General features: G+C 62.0%; 20 protein-coding genes and 1 tRNA gene. 10 read left to right on the forward strand and 11 right to left on the reverse strand.

Annotated elements, in window-relative coordinates; all coding sequences use genetic code 11:
• Positions 1–3 precede the first annotated feature (3 nt).
• Both ugpC and X742_RS153010 read left to right on the forward strand, forming a co-directional pair.
• The gene (ugpC, locus tag X742_RS153015; RefSeq protein ID WP_023772768.1) at positions 4–1083 is read left to right on the forward strand and encodes a sn-glycerol-3-phosphate ABC transporter ATP-binding protein UgpC; all 1080 of its coding nucleotides are present in this window, start codon (positions 4–6) and stop codon (positions 1081–1083) included.
• Between the two features lie 36 nt (positions 1084–1119).
• A complete protein-coding gene (locus tag X742_RS153010) occupies positions 1120–3147 on the forward strand; it encodes an aldo/keto reductase (RefSeq protein ID WP_023772769.1) in 2028 nt (675 codons plus the stop codon).
• Positions 3148–3164: 17 nt separating this feature from the next.
• On the opposite strand, the gene X742_RS153005 is transcribed toward X742_RS153010, so the two are convergent.
• Entirely contained in the window at positions 3165–4040 is an 876-nt protein-coding gene (locus X742_RS153005; protein WP_084056461.1) for an AraC family transcriptional regulator, read from the reverse strand.
• A gap of 249 nt (positions 4041–4289) precedes the next feature.
• On the opposite strand from X742_RS153005, the gene X742_RS153000 reads away from it, so the two are divergent.
• From X742_RS153000 to X742_RS152975, 6 genes are all read left to right on the forward strand, one after another.
• Complete coding sequence (locus tag X742_RS153000) at positions 4290–5756, forward strand: alpha-glucosidase/alpha-galactosidase (protein ID WP_023772771.1); 1467 nt, start codon at positions 4290–4292, stop codon at positions 5754–5756.
• Positions 5757–5859: 103 nt separating this feature from the next.
• Positions 5860–7941, forward strand: coding sequence for an ABC transporter substrate-binding protein (locus tag X742_RS152995; protein ID WP_023772772.1), 2082 nt, complete (start codon positions 5860–5862; stop codon positions 7939–7941).
• A 133-nt stretch (positions 7942–8074) separates the two neighbouring features.
• Complete coding sequence (locus X742_RS152990; RefSeq protein ID WP_023772773.1) at positions 8075–9082, forward strand: ABC transporter permease; 1008 nt, start codon at positions 8075–8077, stop codon at positions 9080–9082.
• Positions 9083–10219: an ABC transporter permease gene (locus X742_RS152985; RefSeq protein WP_023772774.1), complete on the forward strand. Its 1137-nt coding sequence runs from the start codon at positions 9083–9085 to the stop codon at positions 10217–10219. It begins immediately after the preceding gene.
• Between the two features lie 9 nt (positions 10220–10228).
• The gene (locus X742_RS152980; protein ID WP_023772775.1) at positions 10229–11896 is read left to right on the forward strand and encodes an ABC transporter ATP-binding protein; all 1668 of its coding nucleotides are present in this window, start codon (positions 10229–10231) and stop codon (positions 11894–11896) included.
• 19 nt (positions 11897–11915) lie between these two features.
• Positions 11916–13286, forward strand: coding sequence for an alpha-glucosidase/alpha-galactosidase (locus X742_RS152975; protein WP_023772776.1), 1371 nt, complete (start codon positions 11916–11918; stop codon positions 13284–13286).
• 11 nt (positions 13287–13297) lie between these two features.
• On the opposite strand, the gene yacG is transcribed toward X742_RS152975, so the two are convergent.
• From yacG to X742_RS0137155, 9 genes are all read right to left on the reverse strand, one after another.
• Complete coding sequence (yacG, locus tag X742_RS152970; RefSeq protein WP_023772777.1) at positions 13298–13495, reverse strand: DNA gyrase inhibitor YacG; 198 nt, start codon at positions 13493–13495, stop codon at positions 13298–13300.
• Positions 13492–14118, reverse strand: a complete 627-nt coding sequence (locus tag X742_RS152965) for a Maf-like protein (RefSeq protein WP_015316264.1) — start codon at positions 14116–14118, stop codon at positions 13492–13494. The genes yacG and X742_RS152965 overlap by 4 nt, the downstream gene beginning before the upstream one ends.
• A gap of 24 nt (positions 14119–14142) precedes the next feature.
• Positions 14143–14361, reverse strand: coding sequence for a translation initiation factor IF-1 (gene infA / locus X742_RS152960; RefSeq protein WP_006329283.1), 219 nt, complete (start codon positions 14359–14361; stop codon positions 14143–14145).
• Between the two features lie 87 nt (positions 14362–14448).
• A complete protein-coding gene (locus tag X742_RS152955; protein WP_084056455.1) occupies positions 14449–14910 on the reverse strand; it encodes a low molecular weight phosphatase family protein in 462 nt (153 codons plus the stop codon).
• Entirely contained in the window at positions 14898–15383 is a 486-nt protein-coding gene (locus X742_RS152950; RefSeq protein WP_023772779.1) for a UPF0262 family protein, read from the reverse strand. Before X742_RS152950 ends, X742_RS152955 begins: the two co-directional genes overlap by 13 nt.
• A 6-nt stretch (positions 15384–15389) precedes the next feature.
• The gene (gene hisD / locus X742_RS152945) at positions 15390–16682 is read right to left on the reverse strand and encodes a histidinol dehydrogenase (RefSeq protein ID WP_023772780.1); all 1293 of its coding nucleotides are present in this window, start codon (positions 16680–16682) and stop codon (positions 15390–15392) included.
• A 7-nt stretch (positions 16683–16689) separates the two neighbouring features.
• The gene (locus X742_RS152940) at positions 16690–17124 is read right to left on the reverse strand and encodes a DUF2948 family protein (RefSeq protein WP_023772781.1); all 435 of its coding nucleotides are present in this window, start codon (positions 17122–17124) and stop codon (positions 16690–16692) included.
• 167 nt (positions 17125–17291) lie between these two features.
• The gene (gene murA, locus X742_RS152935; protein WP_023772782.1) at positions 17292–18584 is read right to left on the reverse strand and encodes a UDP-N-acetylglucosamine 1-carboxyvinyltransferase; all 1293 of its coding nucleotides are present in this window, start codon (positions 18582–18584) and stop codon (positions 17292–17294) included.
• A 130-nt stretch (positions 18585–18714) separates the two neighbouring features.
• Entirely contained in the window at positions 18715–18891 is a 177-nt protein-coding gene (locus X742_RS0137155) for a hypothetical protein (RefSeq protein ID WP_023772783.1), read from the reverse strand.
• A 160-nt stretch (positions 18892–19051) separates the two neighbouring features.
• Between X742_RS0137155 and X742_RS152930 the strand changes: the two genes are divergently transcribed.
• Both X742_RS152930 and X742_RS152925 read left to right on the forward strand, forming a co-directional pair.
• Positions 19052–19126: transfer RNA gene (locus tag X742_RS152930), tRNA-Thr, on the forward strand.
• 311 nt (positions 19127–19437) lie between these two features.
• Complete coding sequence (locus X742_RS152925) at positions 19438–20196, forward strand: hypothetical protein (RefSeq protein WP_156939390.1); 759 nt, start codon at positions 19438–19440, stop codon at positions 20194–20196.
• Positions 20197–21801: 1605 nt separating this feature from the next.
• Here X742_RS152925 and X742_RS152915 read toward each other — a convergent pair.
• Positions 21802–22503: a hypothetical protein gene (locus tag X742_RS152915; protein WP_156939391.1), complete on the reverse strand. Its 702-nt coding sequence runs from the start codon at positions 22501–22503 to the stop codon at positions 21802–21804.
• Between the last annotated feature and the right edge of the window lie 148 nt (positions 22504–22651).

Raw genomic sequence — 22651 nt, forward strand, 5'->3', positions numbered from 1 at the left:
AGAATGGCAACCGTCACACTCACCAATGTCGCCAAGCGCTTCGGTGCCTTCGAGGTCGTCCACGGCGCCAACATCGACATCGCCGATGGCGAGTTCGTCGTCTTCGTCGGCCCGTCGGGCTGCGGCAAGTCCACGCTGCTCAGGATGATCGCGGGGCTGGAGGACATCAGCGGCGGCGAGATCGCCATCGGCGGTAAGGTGGTCAACGATGTCGAGCCGGCCGACCGCGGCATCGCCATGGTGTTCCAGTCCTACGCGCTCTATCCGCATATGAGCGTCGAGCAGAACCTCTCATTCGGGCTGCGCATGACCGGCAACCCCAAGGCCGATACCGAGCGGCGGGTGAAGCGCGCGGCCGAGATCCTGCGCATCAGCGAATTGATGGATCGTCGTCCGAAGAAACTTTCCGGTGGCCAGCGCCAGCGTGTCGCCATCGGCCGCGCCATCGTGCGCGAGCCGCAAGTGTTCCTGTTCGACGAGCCGCTCTCCAATCTCGATGCCGAACTGCGTGTCCAGATGCGGGTCGAGATTTCAAGGCTGCACAAGGAACTCGGCGCCACCATGGTCTATGTCACCCACGACCAGACCGAGGCGATGACGCTGGCCGACCGGATCGTCGTGCTGCGCGCCGGCCATATCGAGCAGATCGGCAGGCCGCTGGAACTCTATGACAATCCCGACAATATGTTCGTGGCCGGCTTTGTCGGTTCGCCTAAGATGAATTTCATCAAGGCCCATATTGTCGGGCGTGATGAAAAAGGGGTCGTGGTCGAGCTGGCGGGCGAGGAGAAGACCCGTATCACGCAACCGTTGAAATGCGCAGGGCCTGAACTGGGTAGCAAAGTCATCGTCGGCGTGCGGCCGGAACATTTTGGCAGCGCCGGTGAAGGCGACGCCGACCTGACCGCCGCCATCGACGTGGTCGAGCATTTGGGCGGCACGAGCTTCCTCTATGCCCGAACGACCCATGGCGAGGATGTGGTGATCCAGCGCGACGCGGCAAAGGTTCCCGACACCTCCGAGGTCACCGTTTCCATCCGCAAATCATACCTGTTCGACGAAAAGGGGCTGCGGCTGCGCTGACCGGCCGCCCCTTTCCAAGCCCGCAAGGAGAATGACATGACTGTATCAACGCCCATTCGCTGGGGGATTCTTGGGCCGGGCGGCATTGCCAAGGCCTTTGCCGATGGCGTCGCCGGTTCGCGCACCGGGAAAGTGGTTGCCATCGGCGCGCGCAACCCCGGCAAACCGGGTCTGGCCGAGAGCTTTCCCGGCGCCCGCATCCTCGACGGTTATGACGCTCTTCTCGCCGATCCGGAAATCGACGCGATCTATATCGCGGTTCCGCATCCCGGCCACGCGCAATGGGCGATCAGGGCGGCGGAAGCCGGAAAACACGTGCTTTGCGAAAAGCCGCTCGGGCTGACCGCGTTCGAGGCCGACGCCATGATGCATGCGGCGCGCAAGGCCGGCACCTTTCTCGGCGAAGCCTTCATGTACCGGCTGCATCCGCAGACGCTGCAACTGGTGGATCTGATCAAGTCTGGCGTCATCGGCGAGATCAGGATGATCAAGTCGAGCTTCGGCTTCGCCATGCCTGATTTCATGCCGGAGCACCGGCTCTACGCCAACGACCTCGCCGGCGGCGGCATCCTCGACGTCGGCGGCTATCCCGTGTCGATGGTGCGCCTCATTGCCGGCGCTGCCGCGGGAGAGCCATTCGCCGAACCCGACAAGGTGGTGGGCGCCGCCCACCTTGGCCAGTCCGGCGTCGACGAATGGGCCTCCGCTGTCCTGCATTTCCCCGGTGGCATCGTCGCCGAGGTTTCCTGCAGTATCTCGCTAAACCAGGACAACGTCCTGCGCATCTTCGGCACCAGGGGCCGCATCGAGGTGCCGGACTTCTGGTTCGCCGGCGGCGACCGCGATGTCGGCCTCGGGCGGATCAACGTGATCGGCGCCGACGACGCCGAAGAGACCATCAGCGTCAACGAGCAGCGCCATGTCTATTCCTTCGAGGTCGATGCCGCCGGTGAGGCGATCCGCGCCGGGCGGCAGGAATTCGCCTGGCCGGGCATGGGCTGGGCCGACAGCCTCGGCACCTTGCGCGTGCTCGACAGATGGCGCGCGGCGGTGGGGCTGGAGTACGAGATCGAGAAGGCCTCGCTGCGCACCGACACCATCTCCGGCCGACCTCTGCGGCACGGCGGCACCGCGATCGGCAAGCGCACCATTCCGGGCCTGCCGAAACCGACCTCCGTGGTGGCGCTCGGCTTCGAGGATTTCCGCACCTTCTCTTCCGGGTCTATCCTGCTCGATGCCTTTTTCGAGGCTGGCGGCAATCTGTTCGACACCGGCTACGTCTATGGCGGAGGCTACACCGAGACGTTGCTCGGCCAATGGCTGGGGAACCGTGGCGTGCGCGAGCAGTCGGTGATCATCGCCAAAGGCGCGCACTCGCCGCTCTGCTATCCCGACGTAATCGCAAAGCAGCTTGCTCAGTCGCTCGACCGCCTGCAGACCGACCATGTCGACATCTATTTCATGCATCGCGACAATCCGGACGTGCCGGTCGGCGAGTTCGTCGACGCCATGGACCGCGAGGTGAAGGCCGGGCGCATTCGCGGTCCCTTCGGCGGCTCCAACTGGACGATGCAGCGCATGGACGAGGCCATCGCCTATGCCGAGCGAACCGGCAAGCAGAAGCCCGGCGCGCTCTCCAACAATTTTTCGCTGGCCGAAATGCTGGAGCCGATCTGGGCCGGCTGCATCACCTCCTCCACCGACGACTGGAAAGCCTGGCTGACATCCAGGCAGATGCCGAACTTCGCCTGGTCGAGCCAGGGGCGCGGCTTCTTCACCGACCGCGCCGGGCGCGACAGGCTGGACAGCGAGGAACTGGTGCGGGTCTGGTACTCCGAGCGCAATTTCGGCCGCCGCGACCGGGCGATCGAACTCGCCGCCAGGCTGCGCAAGAGCCCGATCCATATTGCGCTGGCCTATGTCCTCAACCAGCCTTTCCCATCGGTCCCGTTGATCGGGCCGCGCACGCTGGGCGAACTGGACGACAGCCTGCGGGCGCTGGACATTGCGCTTTCGCCGGCCGAACTCGAGTGGCTGGACGGCGGCAGCCTGCACGCGGCCTGATTAGGTCTCAAGCGGCGTCAGGTCTCGTCGTCCGACACCCTGGCGCCGCGCCTGGCTGGCGTTCGCAAGCTGGCATACATGCCGGTGGTGCGGAACTGGCTGGGCGTCGTGCCATAGAGGCGGCGAAAGACCTTGGAAAAATAATTCGCGTCCTCGAAACCGCACAGGATGGCCACTTCCTTCACCGGCAGGAAGTCCGCCTTGGTCAGCAGTTTCGCCGCCCGCTGCAGCCGCTGCTGCAGAACGAACTCGGCGGGCGGCAAGCCTTCGCTTTCGGCGAAGCAGCGCGAAAAATGAGCCCGGCTCAGCCCGCTGATCTGGACCAGGTCCGCCACCGGCAGGGCTTTGTCGAGATTAGCGTTGATATGATTGATGACCGGCTGCATGGCGCTCTGTTTTTCGGCAAAGGCGTGCGAGCCGAACACATCGTCGTAGAGCGCCATCGCCGCCTCGTAGGCGATGGCCGAAGCAGCGCCTGGGGAAGCGGCCCCTTTGATAAGACGCAGACTGCAATCGGCGAGATGATCGATCGTCGCCGGCTGCAGCCGAAAGACCGGTCCGGACACGTCGAGGATCGACTTGTGGACGCGCAACGCCTCCTCGCCGTTCATCGAGATCCAGAAATATTCCCAGCGCTCGCCCCTGGCCAGCCAGTAGCGGTGGTTGTGCGGCACCAGCACCAGCAGCGTGTCGTTCGTCTGCAGGCGGTAATCGCGGTTTTCGTAGCGCAACCGGCCGGTACCGCCGATCGTATGCTGCAGGACGGTGAACGGTGTCTGACCGCGCTTTCGGCCGTCCCAATCATAGGTCACGTCCTCGCGCACCTCATAGCCCGTGCTCGTCGGCATGGCATGCAGGCGCTGGCGGCCGCGCGGCAGCGACACCGTCCGCATCGACTCTCCGTTGGCGATCAAATCCCGCAGCACAAAATTACCCCTGAAAGCATAATCCTTCTCTGGTCGCGCCCGCGAATAAGCGCATAATCGCGCCTGGAAGAACGCGAATAACCCGCGAACGAGGAGCGGGCGGGAGGAGAGAAAAGCCGGATTCCGGCTTGAACGGCATGCGCCCAAAAGGCGTGTGGCCAATTTTCTTCCCTTGCTGCTCCCTGCCTAGCATTCGATTGGACCGAGGTGAAGGTGATGAGTTTCAAAATCGCTATTATCGGCGCCGGCAGCGTCGGTTTCACCAAGAAGCTGTTCACTGACATTCTGTGCGTGCCGGAATTCAAGGGCATTGAATTCGCGCTGACCGATGTCAGCGAGCACAATCTTGCGATGATCAAGGCGATCCTCGACAGGATCGTCAAGGCGAACAAACTGCCAACGCGGGTGACCGCGACGACCGACCGCCGCGAGGCACTCGAGGGCGCGCGCTACATCATCAGCTGCGTGCGGGTCGGCGGCCTCGAAGCCTATGCCGATGATATCCGCATTCCCTTGAAATACGGCATCGACCAATGCGTCGGCGACACGATCTGCGCCGGCGGTATTCTTTATGGTCAGCGCAACATTCCGGTGATCCTGGATTTCTGCAAGGATATCCGCGAAGTCGCCGACACCAACGCCAAATTCCTCAACTATGCCAACCCGATGGCGATGAACACCTGGGCGGCGATCGAATACGGTAAGGTCGACACGGTCGGTCTCTGCCATGGCGTCCAGCACGGCGCCGAACAGATCGCCGAGGTGCTGGGCGCGAAATCGCCGCGGGAACTCGACTATGTCTGTTCCGGCATCAACCACCAGACCTGGTTTATCGATTTGCGGCTGAACGGCCGCAAGATCGATAGGGATGAGCTAATTGCCGCCTTCGAGGCACATCCGGTCTATTCCCAGCAGGAAAAGCTGCGCATCGATGTGCTGAAGCGCTTCGGCGTCTATTCGACCGAAAGCAACGGCCATCTCTCCGAATATCTGCCTTGGTACCGCAAGCGCCCCGACGAGATCACGCGCTGGATCGACATGTCCGACTGGATCCATGGCGAGACGGGCGGCTACCTCCGCTATTCCACGGAAACCCGCAACTGGTTCGAGACCGAGTATCCGCAATTCCTCGAAGCGGCGTCGAAACCGATCGACGCGTCAAAGCGCTCCAACGAGCATGCCAGCCACATATTGGAGGCGCTGGAAACCAACCGCGTCTATCGTGGCCACTTCAACGTCAGGAATGAGGGCGTGATCACCAATCTGCCACGGGACGCCATCATCGAGTCACCCGGTTTCGTCGACCGTTTCGGCATCAACATGGCCGCCGGCATCACCTTGCCGGAAGCCTGTGCCGCTACTTGCATGGCCTCGATCAACGTCCAGCGCATGTCGGTCCACGCCGCTATATCTGGCGACATCGATCTTCTGAAGCTTGCCGTGCTGCATGACCCGCTGGTCGGCGCGGTGTCGACGCCGGAGGAGGTCTGGCAGATGGTCGACGAAATGGTCGTCGCCCAGGCGCAATGGCTGCCGCAATATGCCCACGCGGTTCCGGCAGCCAAGGAGAGGCTGTCGAAATCCACCGTCAAGACGCGGGAATGGGCCGGTGCCGCTCGGCGAAGCGTGCGCTCGATCGAGGAACTGCGCGCCGAAAAAGCCGCGCTGAAACAGGCCGTCTGAGAACCGGGTGCGGCGGCGGATCCACGGGAGGCAGATCCACCGCAGTCTGCCGTCCAGGCAAGATACGAGCAGCAGCAAACGTCTGAACACGAGGGAGGAGATAATGAGGTACCTACGCAGCATTGGCATCGCCGCCGGACTGGCGCTGAGCGTGTCCGTTCCGGCGCTCAACGCTTTCGCTTCCGAGCCGACAGTCCCACCGGTTCCGGCGACGTTTCCGGCCGAGGGCAAGATCAAGTACGTGCCGCGCGACTCCATCCTGGAGTTCAAGGCGCTTCCCGACTATCACGAGCCCGATTGGGTCACGGAAAAATACGTCAAGGTCGGCAAGCTGCCGCCGGTGAAAGATCGGCTGCCGAAAGAGCCGCTTGTCTTCAAGACCGCCAACATGCCGGACGGCGTCGGCGTCTATGGCGATACGATGCGCCATGTCATCGGCGGAAGGCCCGAAGGCTGGAACTACGGCGCCGGCCAGACCCAGGGGTGGGGCGGCATCGACATCGGCCTTTCCGAGTGCCTGACGCGCACCGCGCCGCTGTTCCAGGTCGAGGCGAAGGACACCGAGCCGCTGCCCAATCTCGCCAAAAGCTGGGATTGGTCGGCCGATGGCCACAAGCTGACCATGCACCTCGTCGAAGGCGCCAAATGGTCCGACGGCGTGCCATTCAACGCCGACGACGTCATGTTCTACTGGGACGACGAGGTCATGGATCCCAACGTCTCGCCGCTCAATGGCGCCACTCAGGAAACCTTCGGCGTCGGCACGACGCTGAAGAAGATAGACGACTACACCGTCGAGTGGACCTTCAAGGACGCCTTCCCGAAGCAGCACCTCTACGCAATGGCCTATGGCACCTTCTGCCCCGGCCCCGCGCATATCTTGAAGCCGCGGCACCCGAAATATTCGAAGAACACCTACGACCAGTTCAAGAACGCCTTCCCGCCGGAATATATGAACATGCCTGTCATGGGCGCCTGGGTGCCGGTCGAATATCGGGCGGACGACATCATCGTCATGCGCCGCAATCCCTATTATTGGAAGGTGGACGAGAAGGGCAACCAACTGCCCTATCTCAACGAGCTGCATTACAAACTGTCGACCTGGGCCGACCGCGACGTTCAGGCGGTCGCAGGCGCGGGCGACTTCTCCAACCTCGAGCAGCCGGAAAACTTCGTCGCCTCGCTGAAGCGCGCGGCGGAGGCGAACGCGCCGGCGCGCCTGGCCTTCGGCCCGCGGCTGATAGGCTACAATCTGCGCCTGAACTTTTCCGCCAACGGCTGGGGCAACCCGGACGAGCGCGGCCAAGCGATCCGCGAACTGAACCGCAACGAGGATTTCCGCAAGGCCGTCACCATGGCGCTTGACCGCAAGGCGCTGGGCGATTCCCTCGTCAAGGGGCCGTTCACCGCGATCTATCCAGGCGGCCTCTCCTCGGGCACCAGCTTCTACGACCGTAAATCCACCGTCTACTATCCTTTCGACCTCGAGGGTGCCAAGGCCGAACTCGCCAAGGCCGGTTTGAAGGACACAGACGGTGACGGCATCGTCAACTTTCCTGCCGGTACCGCCGGTGGCAAGAACGTCGAAATCGTGATGCTGGTCAACAACGACTACACGACCGACAAGAGCCTTGCCGAAGGCGTGGTCGCGCAGATGGAAAAGCTTGGCCTCCGGATCGTGCTCAACGGGCTTAACGGCACCCAGCGCGATGCCACGCAATATTCAGGCCGCTTCGACTGGCTGATCCGGCGCAATGAGCAGGAGCTGACCTCCGTGGTGCAGAACACCGTGCAGCTCGCTCCGGTCGGCCCCAAGACCAGCTGGGATCACCGCGCGCCGGAAAGCGGCGAGGTCGATCTGATGCCTTTCGAGAAGGACCTCGTCGACATCGTCAACAAGTTCGTCTCGTCGGCGGATAACAACCAGCGCGCCAGTCTGATGCGGGACTTCCAGAAGATCTCGACCGAGCACGTCTACAATGTCGGCCTGACGGAATATCCCGGCGCCCTGATCGTCAGCAAACGCTTCTCCAACATCCCGCAAGGCACGCCGATCTTCATGTTCAACTGGGCGGAGGATTCGATTATCCGCGAACGGGTCTTCGTCGCGGCCGACAAACAGGCGAAATACGAATTGTTCCCCGAAGAGCTTCCCGGCAAGCCTGGAGACAAGGGTCCGATGTAAGTCTAAGGGCCGATGCAAGTTTACCTCCCCTGACTGAGAGAGACCCGGCCGCGTCGATGGCGCGGCCGGGACAAACCAACCCTCCGGGCGCCTTTAAAGCGAGCGTCCGGCGAGATGAGGAAGCGGACCGTCCATGCTGCGATTCCTGCTCATGCGCATAGCGTCGGCAATCCCGGTTCTCGCTATTTTGAGCCTCGTCACCTTTGCCATTATCCAGGCGCCGCCTGGCGATTATGCCGACTACATCCGCTCGCAGCTGATCAACCAGGGCGGAGCCTCCTTCGCGGAGGCCGACGCGCAGGCCCAGGCCTATCGCGTCGAACACGGCCTCGATAAGCCGCTGCCCGTCCAGTACCTCAACTGGATCGGCGGCATCGTCACCCGTGGCGATTTCGGCTACAGCCTCTATTACAACAAGCCAGTGGCCGAGGTCGTCGGCGAGCGGCTGCCGCGCACGCTGCTGCTCGCGCTGGTCTGCCATCTGCTCGCCTCGGTGCTCGGCATCACCTTCGGCATCTGGGCCGCGACCCGGCAATACACCTGGATCGATTCCACGCTGTCGGCCATCGCCTTCCTCGGCATGACGGTGCCGCGCTTCCTGATGGCGCTGATCATCGTCTATCTCCTGGTCTTCCAGTTCAACGTATCGGAGATCGGCTCGTTCTTCTCGCCGCAATATGGCGGCGCGCCATGGTCGTGGGCCAAATTCGTCGACCTGGTCAAGCATGTCTGGCCGGTGGTGGCGATCGCCACCTTCGGCGGTCTCGCCTACAATATGCGTGTCATGCGCGGCAATCTGCTCGACACGCTCAACGCGCAATATGTCGAGACAGCCAAGGCCAAGGGCCTGACGGGCAGCGCCGTCGTCATGCGCCACGCCGTGCCCAATGCCTTGCATCCGCTCGTCATGTATCAGGGCGTGGTGCTGCCCTACATGCTGACCGGCGAGATCGAGACGGCGATCATCTTCGCGCTGCCGACCGTCGGTCCGGCGATCGTCGGTTCGATGGCGGTCGGCGATGTCTATGTCACCGCCACCTTCATGATGGTGCTGTCGGCGACGCTGATCGTCGGCAACATCATTGCCGACATGCTGCTCGTCCTGCTCGATCCGCGCGTGCGTCAGTTCGGGGAGGGCTAGATGCTGGCTCGAGAGCCTTCACCACCGCCACTGCCGGCCGAGCGATCCACAGTGGCGCCCGCACGCGGCAATGAGAGCTACATGGCGCTGGTTTGGCGCCGGCTGAAGCGCTCCTGGACCGGAATGGCGGGGCTTTGGCTGGTCGTGCTGCTGCTGGTGATGGCCGTGTTCGCCGAATTCCTGGCGCCGATGGACCCGAAGGCGACCGATGTCGGCTTCGCCCCGCCGCAACTGCCGTCCTTCCACGACAAGGACGGCAATTTCGTCGCGCGGCCGAGGGTCTATGCACTGTCGGATTCGGCCGATCTCGATCCGGTCACCTTCCAGCCCATCGTCGGCCCCGACTACGACCACCCGAGGCTGCTTGGTTTTTTCGTCGAGGGCGCGCCTTACAAGCTCTTCGGGCTGATCCCGGCGGACCGGCACTTATTCGCCTCGACGGACGGCCAGCCCGTGCATTTCCTCGGCACCGACAAATTCGGGCGTGATGTGCTGTCGCGCGCTATCCATGGCTCGCGCGTCTCCCTGATGATCGCGCTGACGGTGGTCTTCATCATCACGGTCATCGGTACCACGGTGGGCATGGTATCGGGCTATTTCGGCGGCCGGTTCGACGTCTGGATGCAGCGCTTCGTCGAACTGGTGCTCGCCTTCCCGCAACTGCCGCTCTATCTGGCGTTGACGACGCTGATCCCTGTCACCGCGCCGACCAATGTGTTCCTCGGCTTTGTCATCATCGTCATGTCGGCGTTGGGCTGGGCGCAGATGTCGCGCGAAGTGCGCGGCAAGACACTGGCGCTTGCGCGCATCGAATATGTGCGCGCCGCCATGGCGGTCGGCGCCACCGACCGGCGCATCATCCTGCAGCACATCTTCCCCAATGTGATGAGCCACGTGATCGTCGCCGTGACGCTGGCGATCCCGACGGTGGTGCTGCTCGAATCCTTCCTCGGTTTCCTCGGTTTTGCCGTCAAGCCGCCGCTGATCTCCTGGGGGCTGATGCTTCAGGACACCGCGACCTATTCCGTCATCGGTACCTATCCCTGGATCCTGACGCCGGTCGGTTTCGTGCTGGTCACCGTCTTTGCCTTCAACGCGCTCGGCGACGGCCTGCGCGATGCCGTCGATCCATATTGAGGGACTGGGATGACCATCGTACTCGCCGAGCCCTTCGCACCAGCCTTCCGCCTCGATCATCATGGGCGCCAGGGAGAGCCCGTCATCGACGCCCGCAACATCGAGGTCGCGTTCAAGGTCGAGCACGGTGTCGTCGAGGCGGTCAAGGACATCTCATTCCAGCTCTATCGCGGCGAGACGATCGCGATCGTCGGCGAATCCGGTTCCGGCAAGTCGGTGACGGCGCGCACCGTCATGGGCCTGCTGTCGCGCCGCGCAACGGTGTCACCGAAATCGAGCGTCTGTTATGACGGACAGGACATTCTGAAATTCCCCGAGAGCGCCCGGCGCAAGCTGCGCGGCAACCGCATCTCCATGATCTTCCAGGAGCCGATGAGCTCACTCAACCCGATTTACACGGTCGGTAGCCAGATCGTCGAAGCAATCCGGGTGCATCGCAAGGTGAGCCGCAAGCAAGCCTGGGCGCGCGCTCTCGAGCTGCTGCGGCATGTCCAGATACCCGAGCCCGAGGCGCGGCTCAAACAATATCCGCACCAGCTGTCGGGTGGGCAACGGCAGCGCGTGATGATCGCCATGGCGCTCGCCAACGATCCGGACGTGCTGATCGCCGATGAGCCGACGACCGCGCTCGACGTCACGGTGCAGGCGCAGATCCTCAACCTGATCCGCAATCTGCAGAAAGAGCTGCGGATGGCGGTGATCCTGATCACCCACGACCTCACCGTGGTGCGCAAGTTTTCCGACTACGTATATGTGATGCAGCATGGCGAAATGTGCGAGCACAACGTCACCGAACGGCTGTTCGCCGATCCGCGGCATCCCTACACGCAGCGATTGCTTGCCTCCGAACCAAGAGGACGGCCGCAACCGTTGCCCGAGGGCTCTGGCACCATCCTCGAAGCGAATGGCGTGCGCGTCTGCTTCATGCTGCGCCACGGCACGTTCCTGAAGCCGGACTGGCGTGAACTGGTCGCCGTCGACGACCTCGACCTCAAGCTTTGCCGCCATGAGACGCTTGGGCTGGTCGGCGAATCCGGCTCCGGCAAGACCACGTTCGGCCAGGCGCTGCTCCGGCTGACCGACGCGAAACGCGGTGAGATCCGCTTCGATGGCCAGCCGATCCATGGCCTGTCGCGAGCGCAGATGCGGCCGCTGCGCTCGCGCATGCAGATCGTCTTCCAGGACCCGTTCTCCTCGCTCAACCCACGCATGACGATCGGCCAGATCATCGAGGAAGGGCTGGTCGTCAACAGCATTGGCGCGACACGGCGCGAGCGGGTCGAGCGGGTGCGCGAGGCGCTGGTCAGCGCGGGCATGCCGGGCGATATCCTGTCGCGGTTTCCGCATGAATTCTCCGGCGGCCAGCGGCAGCGCATCGCCATCGCCCGGGCCATCGCTCTGGAGCCCGAATTCATCCTGCTCGACGAGCCGACATCGGCGCTGGATCTCTCCGTCCAGGCGCAGATCATCGATCTGCTGCGCAAGCTGCAGGACGAGCGTGGTCTGAGCTATCTCTTCATCTCGCACGACCTCAAGGTGGTGCGGGCGCTGTGCCACCGCGTCATCGTCATGCAGCACGGCAAGATCGTCGAGCAAGGACCCGTCGACCAGGTCCTCACCAATCCCAAGACCGCCTACACCGAACGGCTCGTCAGGGCCGCTTTCGAGGTGGCCTGAATATATGCCGGAGGTTAACGTGGCAAGACATCCCAGGATCACTTTCATCGGCGCCGGCTCGACGGTGTTCATGAAGAACATCGTCGGCGACGTGCTGCAGCGCCCGGCGCTTTCGGGCGCAACGATCGCGCTGATGGACATCAATCCGCAGCGGCTGGAAGAAAGCGCCGTCGTCGTCAACAAACTGATCGCCACGCTCGGCGTCAAGGCGAGCGCCGAGACCTACACGGACCAGCGCAAGGCGCTGGCGGACGCCGATTTCGTCGTCGTCGCCTTCCAGATCGGCGGCTATGAGCCCTGCACCGTCACGGATTTCGAGGTGCCGAAGACATATGGCCTGCGCCAGACCATCGCCGATACGCTCGGCGTCGGCGGCATCATGCGCGGCCTCAGGACCGTGCCGCATCTGTGGAAGATTTGCGAGGACATGCTTGCCGTCTGCCCGCGGGCCATCATGCTGCAATATGTCAACCCGATGGCGATCAACACCTGGGCGATCTCGGAGAAATATCCCGAGATCAGGCAGGTCGGGCTGTGCCACTCGGTGCAAGGCACGGCGATGGAGCTGGCACACGATCTCGACCTTCCCTATGACGAGATCCGCTATCGCTCGGCTGGCATTAACCACATGGCCTTCTACCTGCAATTCGAGCATCGCCAGCCGGATGGATCCTATCGCGACCTCTATCCCGATCTCGTGCGTGCCTATCGCGAAGGCCGCGCGCCGAAACCCGGCTGGAATCCGCGCTGCCCGAACAAGGTGCGCTATGAGATGCTGACGCGGCTGGGCTATTTCGTCACCGAGAGCTCGGAACATTTCGCGGAATACACGCCCTATTTCATCAAGGACGGCCGCCCCGATTTGATCGAGAAATACGGCATTCCTCTCGACGAATACCCCAAGCGTTGCGTCGAGCAGATCGAGCGTTGGAAGGACCAGGCGCAGGCCTACCGCTCGGCCCAGCGCATCGAGGTCGAAGAGTCCAAGGAATATGCCTCCTCGATCATGAATTCGGTCTGGACCGGCGAACCGTCGGTCATCTACGGCAATGTGCGCAACAATGGCTGCATCACCTCGCTGCCGCGTGATTGCGCCGCCGAAGTGCCGTGCCTGGTCGATGCATCCGGCATCCAGCCAACCTATATAGGCGACCTGCCGCCGCAATTGACGGCGCTGATCCGCACCAACATCAACGTGCAGGAACTGACGGTGCGGGCGCTGATGAGCGAAAACCGCGAACACATCTATCACGCGGCGATGATGGATCCGCACACCGCGGCCGAACTCGATCTCGACCAGATCTGGTCACTGGTCGACGATCTCCTGGCCGCACATGGCGACTGGCTGCCGGCTTGGGCGCGCGTCAAACGCAAGAACGAAGCCGCCTGACCGGCGCTCGTCTACTTCGGCTCGTCGGCGTCCGGTTCTTCCTCGTCGTCGCGGGCCGAGATGACATACGCACCCTTCAGCCAGCGGTTGAGGTCGATGTCCTTGCAGCGCGTCGAGCAGAATGGATAGGTTTCGCGCGCCGATGGCTTGCCGCATTCCGGGCACGGGCGCTTGGGCCGCAGGGGCGTGACCTTGTCGTCGAGGCTCATGGTCGCGCGGACAACCAGTTTTGATGCGTCTTGAAACCTTCGCCCGACAGCAGCGCCACCGTCTCGTAGAGCGGCAGGCCGACAATGTTGGTATAGGAGCCGACGAGCTTGACGACGAAAGCGCCGGCCAGCCCTTGCACGGCATAGCCGCCGGCCTTTCCGCGCCATTCGCCGGACGCGACATAGGCGTCGATCTCCTCGCGCGGCAGCCGCTTGAAACGCACCCGCGTCTCGACCAGCCGCTGGCGCAGTTTGCCGCCCGGCGTGATCAGGCAGATGCCGGAATAGACCCGGTGCGAACGTCCGGACAACAGCCCGAGGCAGTTGGCGGCGTCGTCTAGCGTCTCGGCCTTGGGCAGGATGCGCCGCCCGACGGCGACCACCGTGTCGGCCGCCAGCACGAAGCTCGGCGCATGGTCCGTCTCGGACTTCAGCGATGCGAACGCCTTCTCGGCCTTTTCCTTCGACAGCCGTTTGGCCAGCGAGCGCGGATGCTCCGCACGCAGCGGCGTTTCGTCGATATCGGCTGGCAGGATGCGGTCCGGCTCGATGCCGGCCTGCTGCAAAAGTTCGATGCGGCGCGGCGAACCCGAGGCAAGCACCAGCTTTTGCAAAATGCTCATCGCTTTACCGGCCGGGTCTTGATCTTACTTGAAGCGGTAGGTGATGCGGCCCTTGGTCAGGTCGTATGGTGTCATCTCGACCAGAACCTTGTCGCCGGTCAGCACGCGGATGCGGTTCTTGCGCATGCGGCCGGCAGTATGGGCGATGATCTCGTGTTCGTTTTCGAGCTTCACCCTGAACATCGCGTTGGGCAACAATTCCGTGACGATACCCGGAAACTCGAGGACTTCTTCCTTCGGCATTCGATACCTTTGCTTGGATGGCGGTTCCAGCGCCCCGGCTGGAATTTCGGCGGAACCTATATGATAATCTGTCGCTTGTGAACACGCTTAATCGCCAGGCCTCGGAACGGTGAACCGGCTGTGGATCCGGGCTTTCAGCCGCTCGCGCACGTCGCGATAGCTGGCCATGATGTGTTCGCGCGTGCCGCCGGCATCGGCCGGATCCGGCGTCGGCCAGTATTCCACCTCGACGGCAAGCGCGCGCGTGAGTTCGAGCGCGGCATGGTGGGCCTCCGGCGCCAGTGTCACGATCAGGTCGAAATAGTCGTCCTCGAGATCGTTCAGCGTCCTTGGATGACGCTCGCCCAGCGACAGCCCGTCCTCGGCAAGCACGGCATCGACGAACGGGTCGCGCTCGCCGGCGCGCACGCCGGCCGAGGCGACGAAGACGGTGGCGGGCAGCATCCGGCGCGCCAGCTGCTCGGCCATCGGCGAGCGCACGGCATTCATGCCGCACAGGAACAGAACCGAGCGGGGCAGGGCGCCGGGGGCCAGGATCAGCCCCGCCAGTGCAGCACGCAGACCAGCGTGAACAGCCGCCGCGCCGTGTCGAAGTCGATGTCGATCTTGCCGGAGAGCCGATCCATCAGCGTCTGCGAGCCCTCATTGTGCAGGCCACGGCGGCCCATGTCGATCGCCTCGATATGACTCGGCGTCGAGGAGCGGATGGCGTCGTAATAGCTCTCGCAGATCATGTAGTAATCCTTGACGATACGCCTGAGCGGCGTCAGCGACAGGATGTGGGTGACGACGGCGGTGCCGTCCTCGCGTGCCACGGCAAAGACCAGGCGGGACTCGGCCAGCGACAGCTTCAGCCGGTAAGGACCTGCACCGCTGTCATTGACAGGCTGAAAACTATTCTCTTCGATCAGGTCGAAGATCGCCACCGCCCGCTCATGCTCGACATCGGGCGTCGAACGGCCGATCGACTCATCGAGTTCGACATCGATCAGTTTTGCGCGGGTTTGATCGGAGCCCGTCATACCGGCCTACATGTTCAGCCGTATGGCGACAGAGCGGCCATGCGCTTCAAGCCCTTCCGCCCGCGCTAGTGCGATCGCCGCCGGTGCCAGCACGCGCAACTGCTCCGGTCCGAGTTTGAGGACCGAGGTGCGCTTGACGAAGTCGAGCACGGACAGGCCCGACGAGAAGCGCGCCGAGCGCGCCGTCGGCAGCACGTGGTTGGAGCCGCCGACATAGTCGCCGATGACCTCGGGCGTGTGGCGGCCGAGAAAAACCGCGCCCGCGTTGCGCATCTTCGCCAGGAAGCCTTCGGCATCCTCGATGGCTAGCTCGACATGTTCGGCGGCGATGCGGTCGACCAGCGGCAGCGCGGCCTCGACCGTCGCAACCAGGATGACGGCGCCGAAATCGCGCCAGCTCTGGGCCGCCGTTTCCGCGCGCGGCAGGCTCCGCAGCTGGCGTTCGACCGCCCGTTCGACCGCCTTGCCGAATGCCGGGTCGTCGGTGATCAGGATCGACTGCGCCGACACGTCATGTTCGGCCTGGGCGAGCAGATCGGCGGCGATCCAGTCCGGATCGTTGTCGCCGTCCGCCACGACCAGCACTTCGGAAGGGCCGGCGATCATGTCGATGCCGACCGTGCCGAACACCTGCCGCTTGGCCGCGGCGACATAGGCATTGCCAGGACCGACGATCTTGGCGACGGGCTTTATCGTCTGCGTACCATAGGCGAGTGCCGCGATCGCCTGCGCGCCGCCGACGCGGTAGATTTCGGAGACACCCGATATATCCGCGGCCACCAGCACCAGCGGGTTGACGACGCCGTGCGGTGCCGGCACGACCATGACGATGCGCTCGACGCCGGCTACCTTGGCTGGCACCGCGTTCATCAGCACCGAGCTTGGATAGCTTGCCGTGCCGCCCGGCACATAGAGCCCGACCGCCTCGATCGCCGTCCAGCGCGAGCCGAGCTCGACGCCGGCGGCATCCGTGTAGCGTTCGTCCTGGGGCTTTTGCCGCTGGTGATGGGACCGGATGCGGTCGCGTGCGAATTTCAGCGCCTCGACCGTGGCCGGATCGGCCTCGGCATAGGCGCCGGCAATGTCTTCCGCCGAGACGGCAATGCCGAGCTTGGCGAGGTCGCCTCCGCCGAATTTCCGCGTGTAGTCGATCAGTGCCGCATCGCCCTCGGCACGCACGCGCGCGATGATGTCTCGCACCACGGCGTCGACATCGGCCGATACCTCGCGCTTGGTCGTGAGAAACGCGGCGAAACGCTGCTCGAAATCGGCGTCGGACTGGGCAAGCGTGATGGCCATCGTATGCTCAAGCCCTGTGTATGGGGCGCGACGTGGCTTCCCACGCGCCGCCAATATCGGCAAGGCGGGCCTCGATGCATTCGACATCGAGCATGATCGTGCCGCCGCCCGAAAAGATCAGTTCGACGATGCCCGCGGGCTTGCTGATCTCGATAAAGCTGATCGCCAGCAAGGAGAGAATTTCGGCCGGCTTGTCGCGGGCGATGCCGCTGGTCTTGGCGCCCAGCACCCGGTCGAAATGCAGCACTGCCTGCCGTCGTTCATTGTGCTGGCGAAACAGGCCGGATTTGGCCTCCCACACGAAGCGGTTCATGGTCAGCACGAACCGTTTGGCCTTGGGCAGGAATTCGAGATCCGAGACCTTCATCACGGCGTCCTGGAGATGGGCCGAGACGATGCCCAGATCCTGGTCGTCGAGCGCGATAAGCTTGAGGGCGGTCATCCGGATTTTCGACCTACAGGTTGGTTTCAGCCTCTGTTAGGCGGTCTTTCCGGTCGGTGCAACCACCCCACGACGTCCGCCCGAGGCATTGCCTCGGGTTTGCGGTGCGGGCGGACGGGCGGAGGCGCTACGAGCCGCCGTTGCTAGAAGCTGCTGCCGTCCGACCGTCAGGCGGAAATACGTTCGATCACCGCGCCGCAGTTGGACAGCTTTTCCTCCAACCGCTCGAAACCGCGGTCGAGATGGTAGACACGGTTGACCGTGGTTTCGCCTTCGGCCGCCAAGCCGGCGATGACCAGCGAGACGGAAGCGCGAAGATCGGTCGCCATGACTGGCGCGCCCTTCAGCTTCGCCACGCCGTCGACGATGGCCGTCTGCCCAGAAAGCGTGATGTGGGCGCCGAGCCGAGCCAGTTCCTGGACGTGCATGAAGCGGTTTTCGAAGATCGTCTCGGTGATGCGCGATTTGCCCTTGGCCATGGTCATCAGGCCCATGAACTGCGCCTGCAGATCGGTCGGGAAGGCCGGGAAGGGAGCCGTCGTCACGTCGACGGGTGAAATGCCGGCGCCATTGCGCTTCACGCGGATGCCGGAATTGGTCTGGGTGATCTCCGCGCCCGTCTGGGAAATCACGTCGAGCGCCGTCTGCAGCAGCTCCGGCCGTGCGCCTTCCAGCACGACGTCGCCGCCGGTCATCGCCACCGCCATGGCATAGGTGCCGGTCTCGATGCGGTCGGGGATGACACGCACGCGCGCGCCCGACAGCGCTTCGACGCCGTCGATGGTGACGGTCGGCGTGCCGGCGCCGGAAATTCTGGCGCCCATCGCGTTGAGGCATTCGGCGAGATTGACGATCTCGGGCTCGCAGGCGGCGTTTTCAAGCACCGTCTCGCCCTTGGCCAGCGACGCCGCCATCATCAACACATGGGTGGCGCCGACGGAGACTTTCGGGAAGACATAGCGGTTGCCGACGAGGCGGCCGTTCCGGGTCTTGGCGATGACATAGCCGGTATCGACATCGATGTCGGCGCCCAGTGCCTGCAGGCCTTCGAGGAACAGATCGACCGGGCGCGTGCCGATGGCGCAGCCGCCGGGCAGCGACACCTTGGCCTCGCCCATGCGGGCCAGCAGCGGGCCGATCACCCAGAACGAGGCGCGCATCTTCGACACCAGTTCGTAAGGCGCCGTCGTGTCGACGATGTTGCGGGCGGAGAAATTGATGGTGCGCGAATAGCCCTCATTCTGCTTCTCGCGGCGGCCGTTGACCGAATAGTCGACGCCATGATTGCCGAGGATGCGGATCAACTGCTCGACATCGGCCAGATGCGGCACGTTTTCCAGCGTCAGCGTGTCGTCGGTCAGAAGCGAGGCGATCATCAGCGGCAGGGCGGCGTTTTTCGCGCCCGAGATCGGAATGCTTCCGGCAAGCTTGTTGCCGCCGACAATTCTGATGCGATCCATTGGAGACTGTCCCTCTCGGCCAGAAAAGGGCCGGTTCAATCGTTTGAGTATCGGCCCGTCTAGACCATTGACCAATTTGGTTCAAGAAATAGGATTTCGCCCACTCCGGCCCAAGAGTGGCCGATTTGAGTTAATCTTTCTTCATTTCCTTGGCCGCGCCGAGCCCGTCGGGCCGCTGGTCGGCCTCACCTGTCCGGCGCGAACGCGACTGCGCCTTGCGCTTCTGCAGATTGGCGCGCAACTGCTCGGCGAGCCGGTTCTTGCGGGTTGTTCCGCTGTTCCTTGGTGGATTTGTCTTGTCGTTCATTGTCCCGCCACGGCTGGCGACCAGCCAACCCGCTTTCAGGGATAGCCAACATTGTGGCGCCGCCATGTCAATAAAAGCTATCCGGCAAAGCCATTCACAGAAGCGTTGTTCTTGGCCTTGCGCTTGCCGGTTCGATATGGCAGAAGCCCCGCCATCAGCGGCTGCGGTAGCTCAGTGGTAGAGCACTCCCTTGGTAAGGGAGAGGTCGAGAGTTCAATCCTCTCTCGCAGCACCAGTTTTCCCTTATTTATCAATTGGCTGGCAGTTGACCGCTCCCTTTTCCCCAGGGATCGGAAGACGAACATTCCCCGCCTTTTCCCCAACCATTGGGGGAAAATCGGGGGAGAGTGTTCATCAATCGTTCTGAACAACTCGGTCCGAGGGGACAGCGAAAGTTCGCAGCCTGACTTTCCCCCACAACTGAAATCATGTTCATAGGGGTAGGTCGTAATGACCCAAAGCCCAAATGTGATAGCCCTCAAAGAGCTGATTGCTTACAGCATAGCGAATGACCCATTTCAGTTTGACGGGTCCGTTTGGTGCAGAATGTCCCATCACGAACGAGGGCAGGCCATCGGCGTGGATGAGAGGACCATTCGCAGGCTGATAAAGCAGCCGCCGTTCGTGTTTGACACGACCCGCAACATAACTTTGGTTCGGATCGCGGAACCGGGAGAGAAACCGACGCCGCGTACGTATGCCAAGAAGATGGCTGCGTTCGTTCGCCGGTATCTTGCGAAGCATGTGGCCGAGCAGCGCGCCAAACTAGTCGCCGAAAAGAAGGCGCTCAGTGATGCCCTGGGCATCCCCGTAAACTCTGCCAAGTTGAACAAAGCGCTGAGCCTATCTCTTACCCCCGAAGTGCTTCACGACTTGCCAGACGACGAGAAGTCGGAGACGGCCAAGACCAGATTGCTCAAGGTGCTCAAATGGCTTTCCAATCTCCGGGAACGCGAAACCGAGCGTGATTTCGGTTGCCTAATCGGACTGGCGAAAGTCTGGCCCGACGGCGTGCAGGTGGAGATTTTGAAAATCGTCTTCGACGGATGGACGGAATTTATGAGCGGAGTGAAGCTGGTGCAGCACATCGAACGTGAAGCTAACCGAAAGGCTAAGAAGGCAGACCCAACGGCGCAAGTGACGGAGGTTCGGGCGCTGTTCTTCGACTATCCCCACATCCCGACCATACGAAAATACTGGAAGGTCGCGCTGGACATGATGACCACCCACTATCAGACCACCGAGAAGAACCCGCCGCCAAGCTTCAAGGCTCTCAATCCGGGCCTTTGGAAGCACTTAAAATGAGACCGGGCTGCCAATGTCCGTTTCTTTCTTCACCAGTATGTAGAATGGTTAAATAGGTAAATTAGATCATTACATATCATTCAGGGGACAAGAAAAAGAAACGGACATATGTGATGATCTAGGTTCCCGTATCGCGCAAGGCTCACGGAAACCAATCATCACCTGATCAAAACCCGGTTTCCGGAAGAAGGTCGCTACGCTCCCTGCCTCCCCGTTGGGTCGGCCTTCCTCACCCCCTAACCCCCTAGGTTTCGCTTTGAGGCAGCACAGCTGCCACCTCGCTGCACACCACCTCAAGGTGCTCATCCGACCAGCTTGCCCCATTTGCAAAATGCTGGCGGCGCAAGGGACGGAATGATGAACACTAAGGTCTTACCCACGATGGCCATTAATGTATCGCGCCCCGACAAGATGCTCTCTATGACCTAGCCAGGCCATCTATCCAAAGGTGTCCAACCGAACTCGCCCTCAATCCTTCGCCGGTAGGCGGTGTCTATCTGGCGGGGGGCGAGCCGAATATACCGTTCAGCGTTTTCACGGCTATTCCCGCTGAGTTCCCGGAGGTGAACCAGCACTTCATCGATTGTGGGCACCCTTCTATCCTCGCGCTGGTACTTGGAAGGTAGAGCCGTCCAGATGGCACTTTGCACACCGTGCGCATTCGCCCACTCTGCAAGATGGGGTATGGCCGATGGCGACGCTTCCCTGGTGGTCCAATGGGCTATGTGCTGTTGCTGAGGCTTGCCCTCTCTTTGCCGCAAAGCTTCTTTGGCGACAGTTAAGTCAGTGGTATCCATCACCGCCCATAGGGTGCGCACGGGCGCGGCGTTCTCTGTGATCACAAGCGTAATCCGGTCGTCACTGGACTGACGGGTGAACTCGACCTTCACAAAGGGGCCGTCGTCAAACCAGCGCCTTTGAATGGGCAATTCTCTCGGGTCCCAAATTAATGATCCCCAACCGAGACAAGCAATAGTCATTGGGTGCGTTCCCGCGAGTTCATCGGTTTACATTCTCTTCCCCGATAGCTCGTTTGGCCAGAGCGAGGTTGATTTCTGCAAGCCTTTTTGGAGAAATACCTTCTGATCGCTCAAATCCTTGGGTGGCCGCCGTCGAGGGGATGTAGCGGAGACATTGAAACGTCCCGAGGGTGGTTCTGGGGACATGTCAGCGAAAGCAGGTTTGACCTCACGGCGAATAGCAGCGACCCCAAACAGGTAAGGTAATCATCCCATCGGAGGTAACCGAACCGTCCTATGTCCCGGAGTGCATAATCGGAGGCAGCGATGCGAGGGACACTGAGGACAAACGCCATGTCGAATGAGATGGTCGTTGCAGTGTGAAATCAATTTCACACAATGATCACCGGCTCGGCCGAATTGCGCGGCTGATTTCCATACGTGCTCACTCCTCGCTTTCCGCGTCCACCAGAAGAAGCGCTCGGTTAAGTTCTCCGAGCGCGGCGCGCACGTCGGTTGCGTTGTCTCGGGCGAAGTCGTGGCGAGCAGCGGAGTGACGGCGCGGAGCATTCTTGGCCCGAAAAGTCTATGCCGGTAAGGATGATCAGACCGTTGGCAGATCAAGTGCGCGTGAGTATCGATGCAGTCAATCTGAGGGCCAGACCCCAAACCGCAGAAAGTCAATGTACTGATCGATTTCGCTCCTGCCATGGAGCCACGCATCTACCGATTGGGGGCGAGCCTCGGTGATGCTCAGCCTTCCCGAGGCGATGTGATCTTTGACCGTGCAGGATATAGAATTGGCCATTTTAACGAAGATATCCTTGTTTTCGAGGTCACGTCTAACGAATGACGCATAGCGCCTCGATTTGAGGCAGTTTGTAAATTTCTGCTTTGTCATCGGCACGTGCGCTTCTCTTAGGCGCTGCCTGACGATGCTCCAGGTGATGTCCAAAGCGCTCTCATCGAAAAGCGTATGCTCGGGATAACCCGCTGCTCTCTGTCTGTTGACGAAGGTAGCGTATTTGAGCGCGAACTCTCGGCCCTCGTGCGTTATCGATAATATCTTGCCAGTCGGGGGAGAAACTATTTCGGTGTAAGTGGAACGGTATATGCCGACGTCGTTGTCCATTCGATCCGTGGCGTTTTGCACGATCTGGTGGAACATCGGTGCCCCGCTTCGCGTGTCGCTTGGTCTTTGATCCTCGTCGCCCATCTTACGATAATCGGGGAAGCACTCCTTCAGTTCACTCGCGGTCATTTGTCCTTTCTTGGCCTCTAGCAATATCCTCACAATGACCAAGCGGGCTTCCTCCTCTCCCAGCTTGGGAATGTAAGCCCCGGACATCATATCCCCCACTAAACGAGGTCGCCTTCCACTTTACTCCAGCAAGCCACAAATCTTCGTATTTTGGAACTGCCGAATTTGGCGATGTTAGCGTGGTCGAATTTGTTTGCATGCTAGGCATATGTCCTACATGCCTGATGGTGGGCGG

The organism is Mesorhizobium sp. LNHC229A00, from assembly GCF_000502415.1.
Classification (GTDB): Bacteria; Pseudomonadota; Alphaproteobacteria; order Rhizobiales; family Rhizobiaceae; genus Mesorhizobium.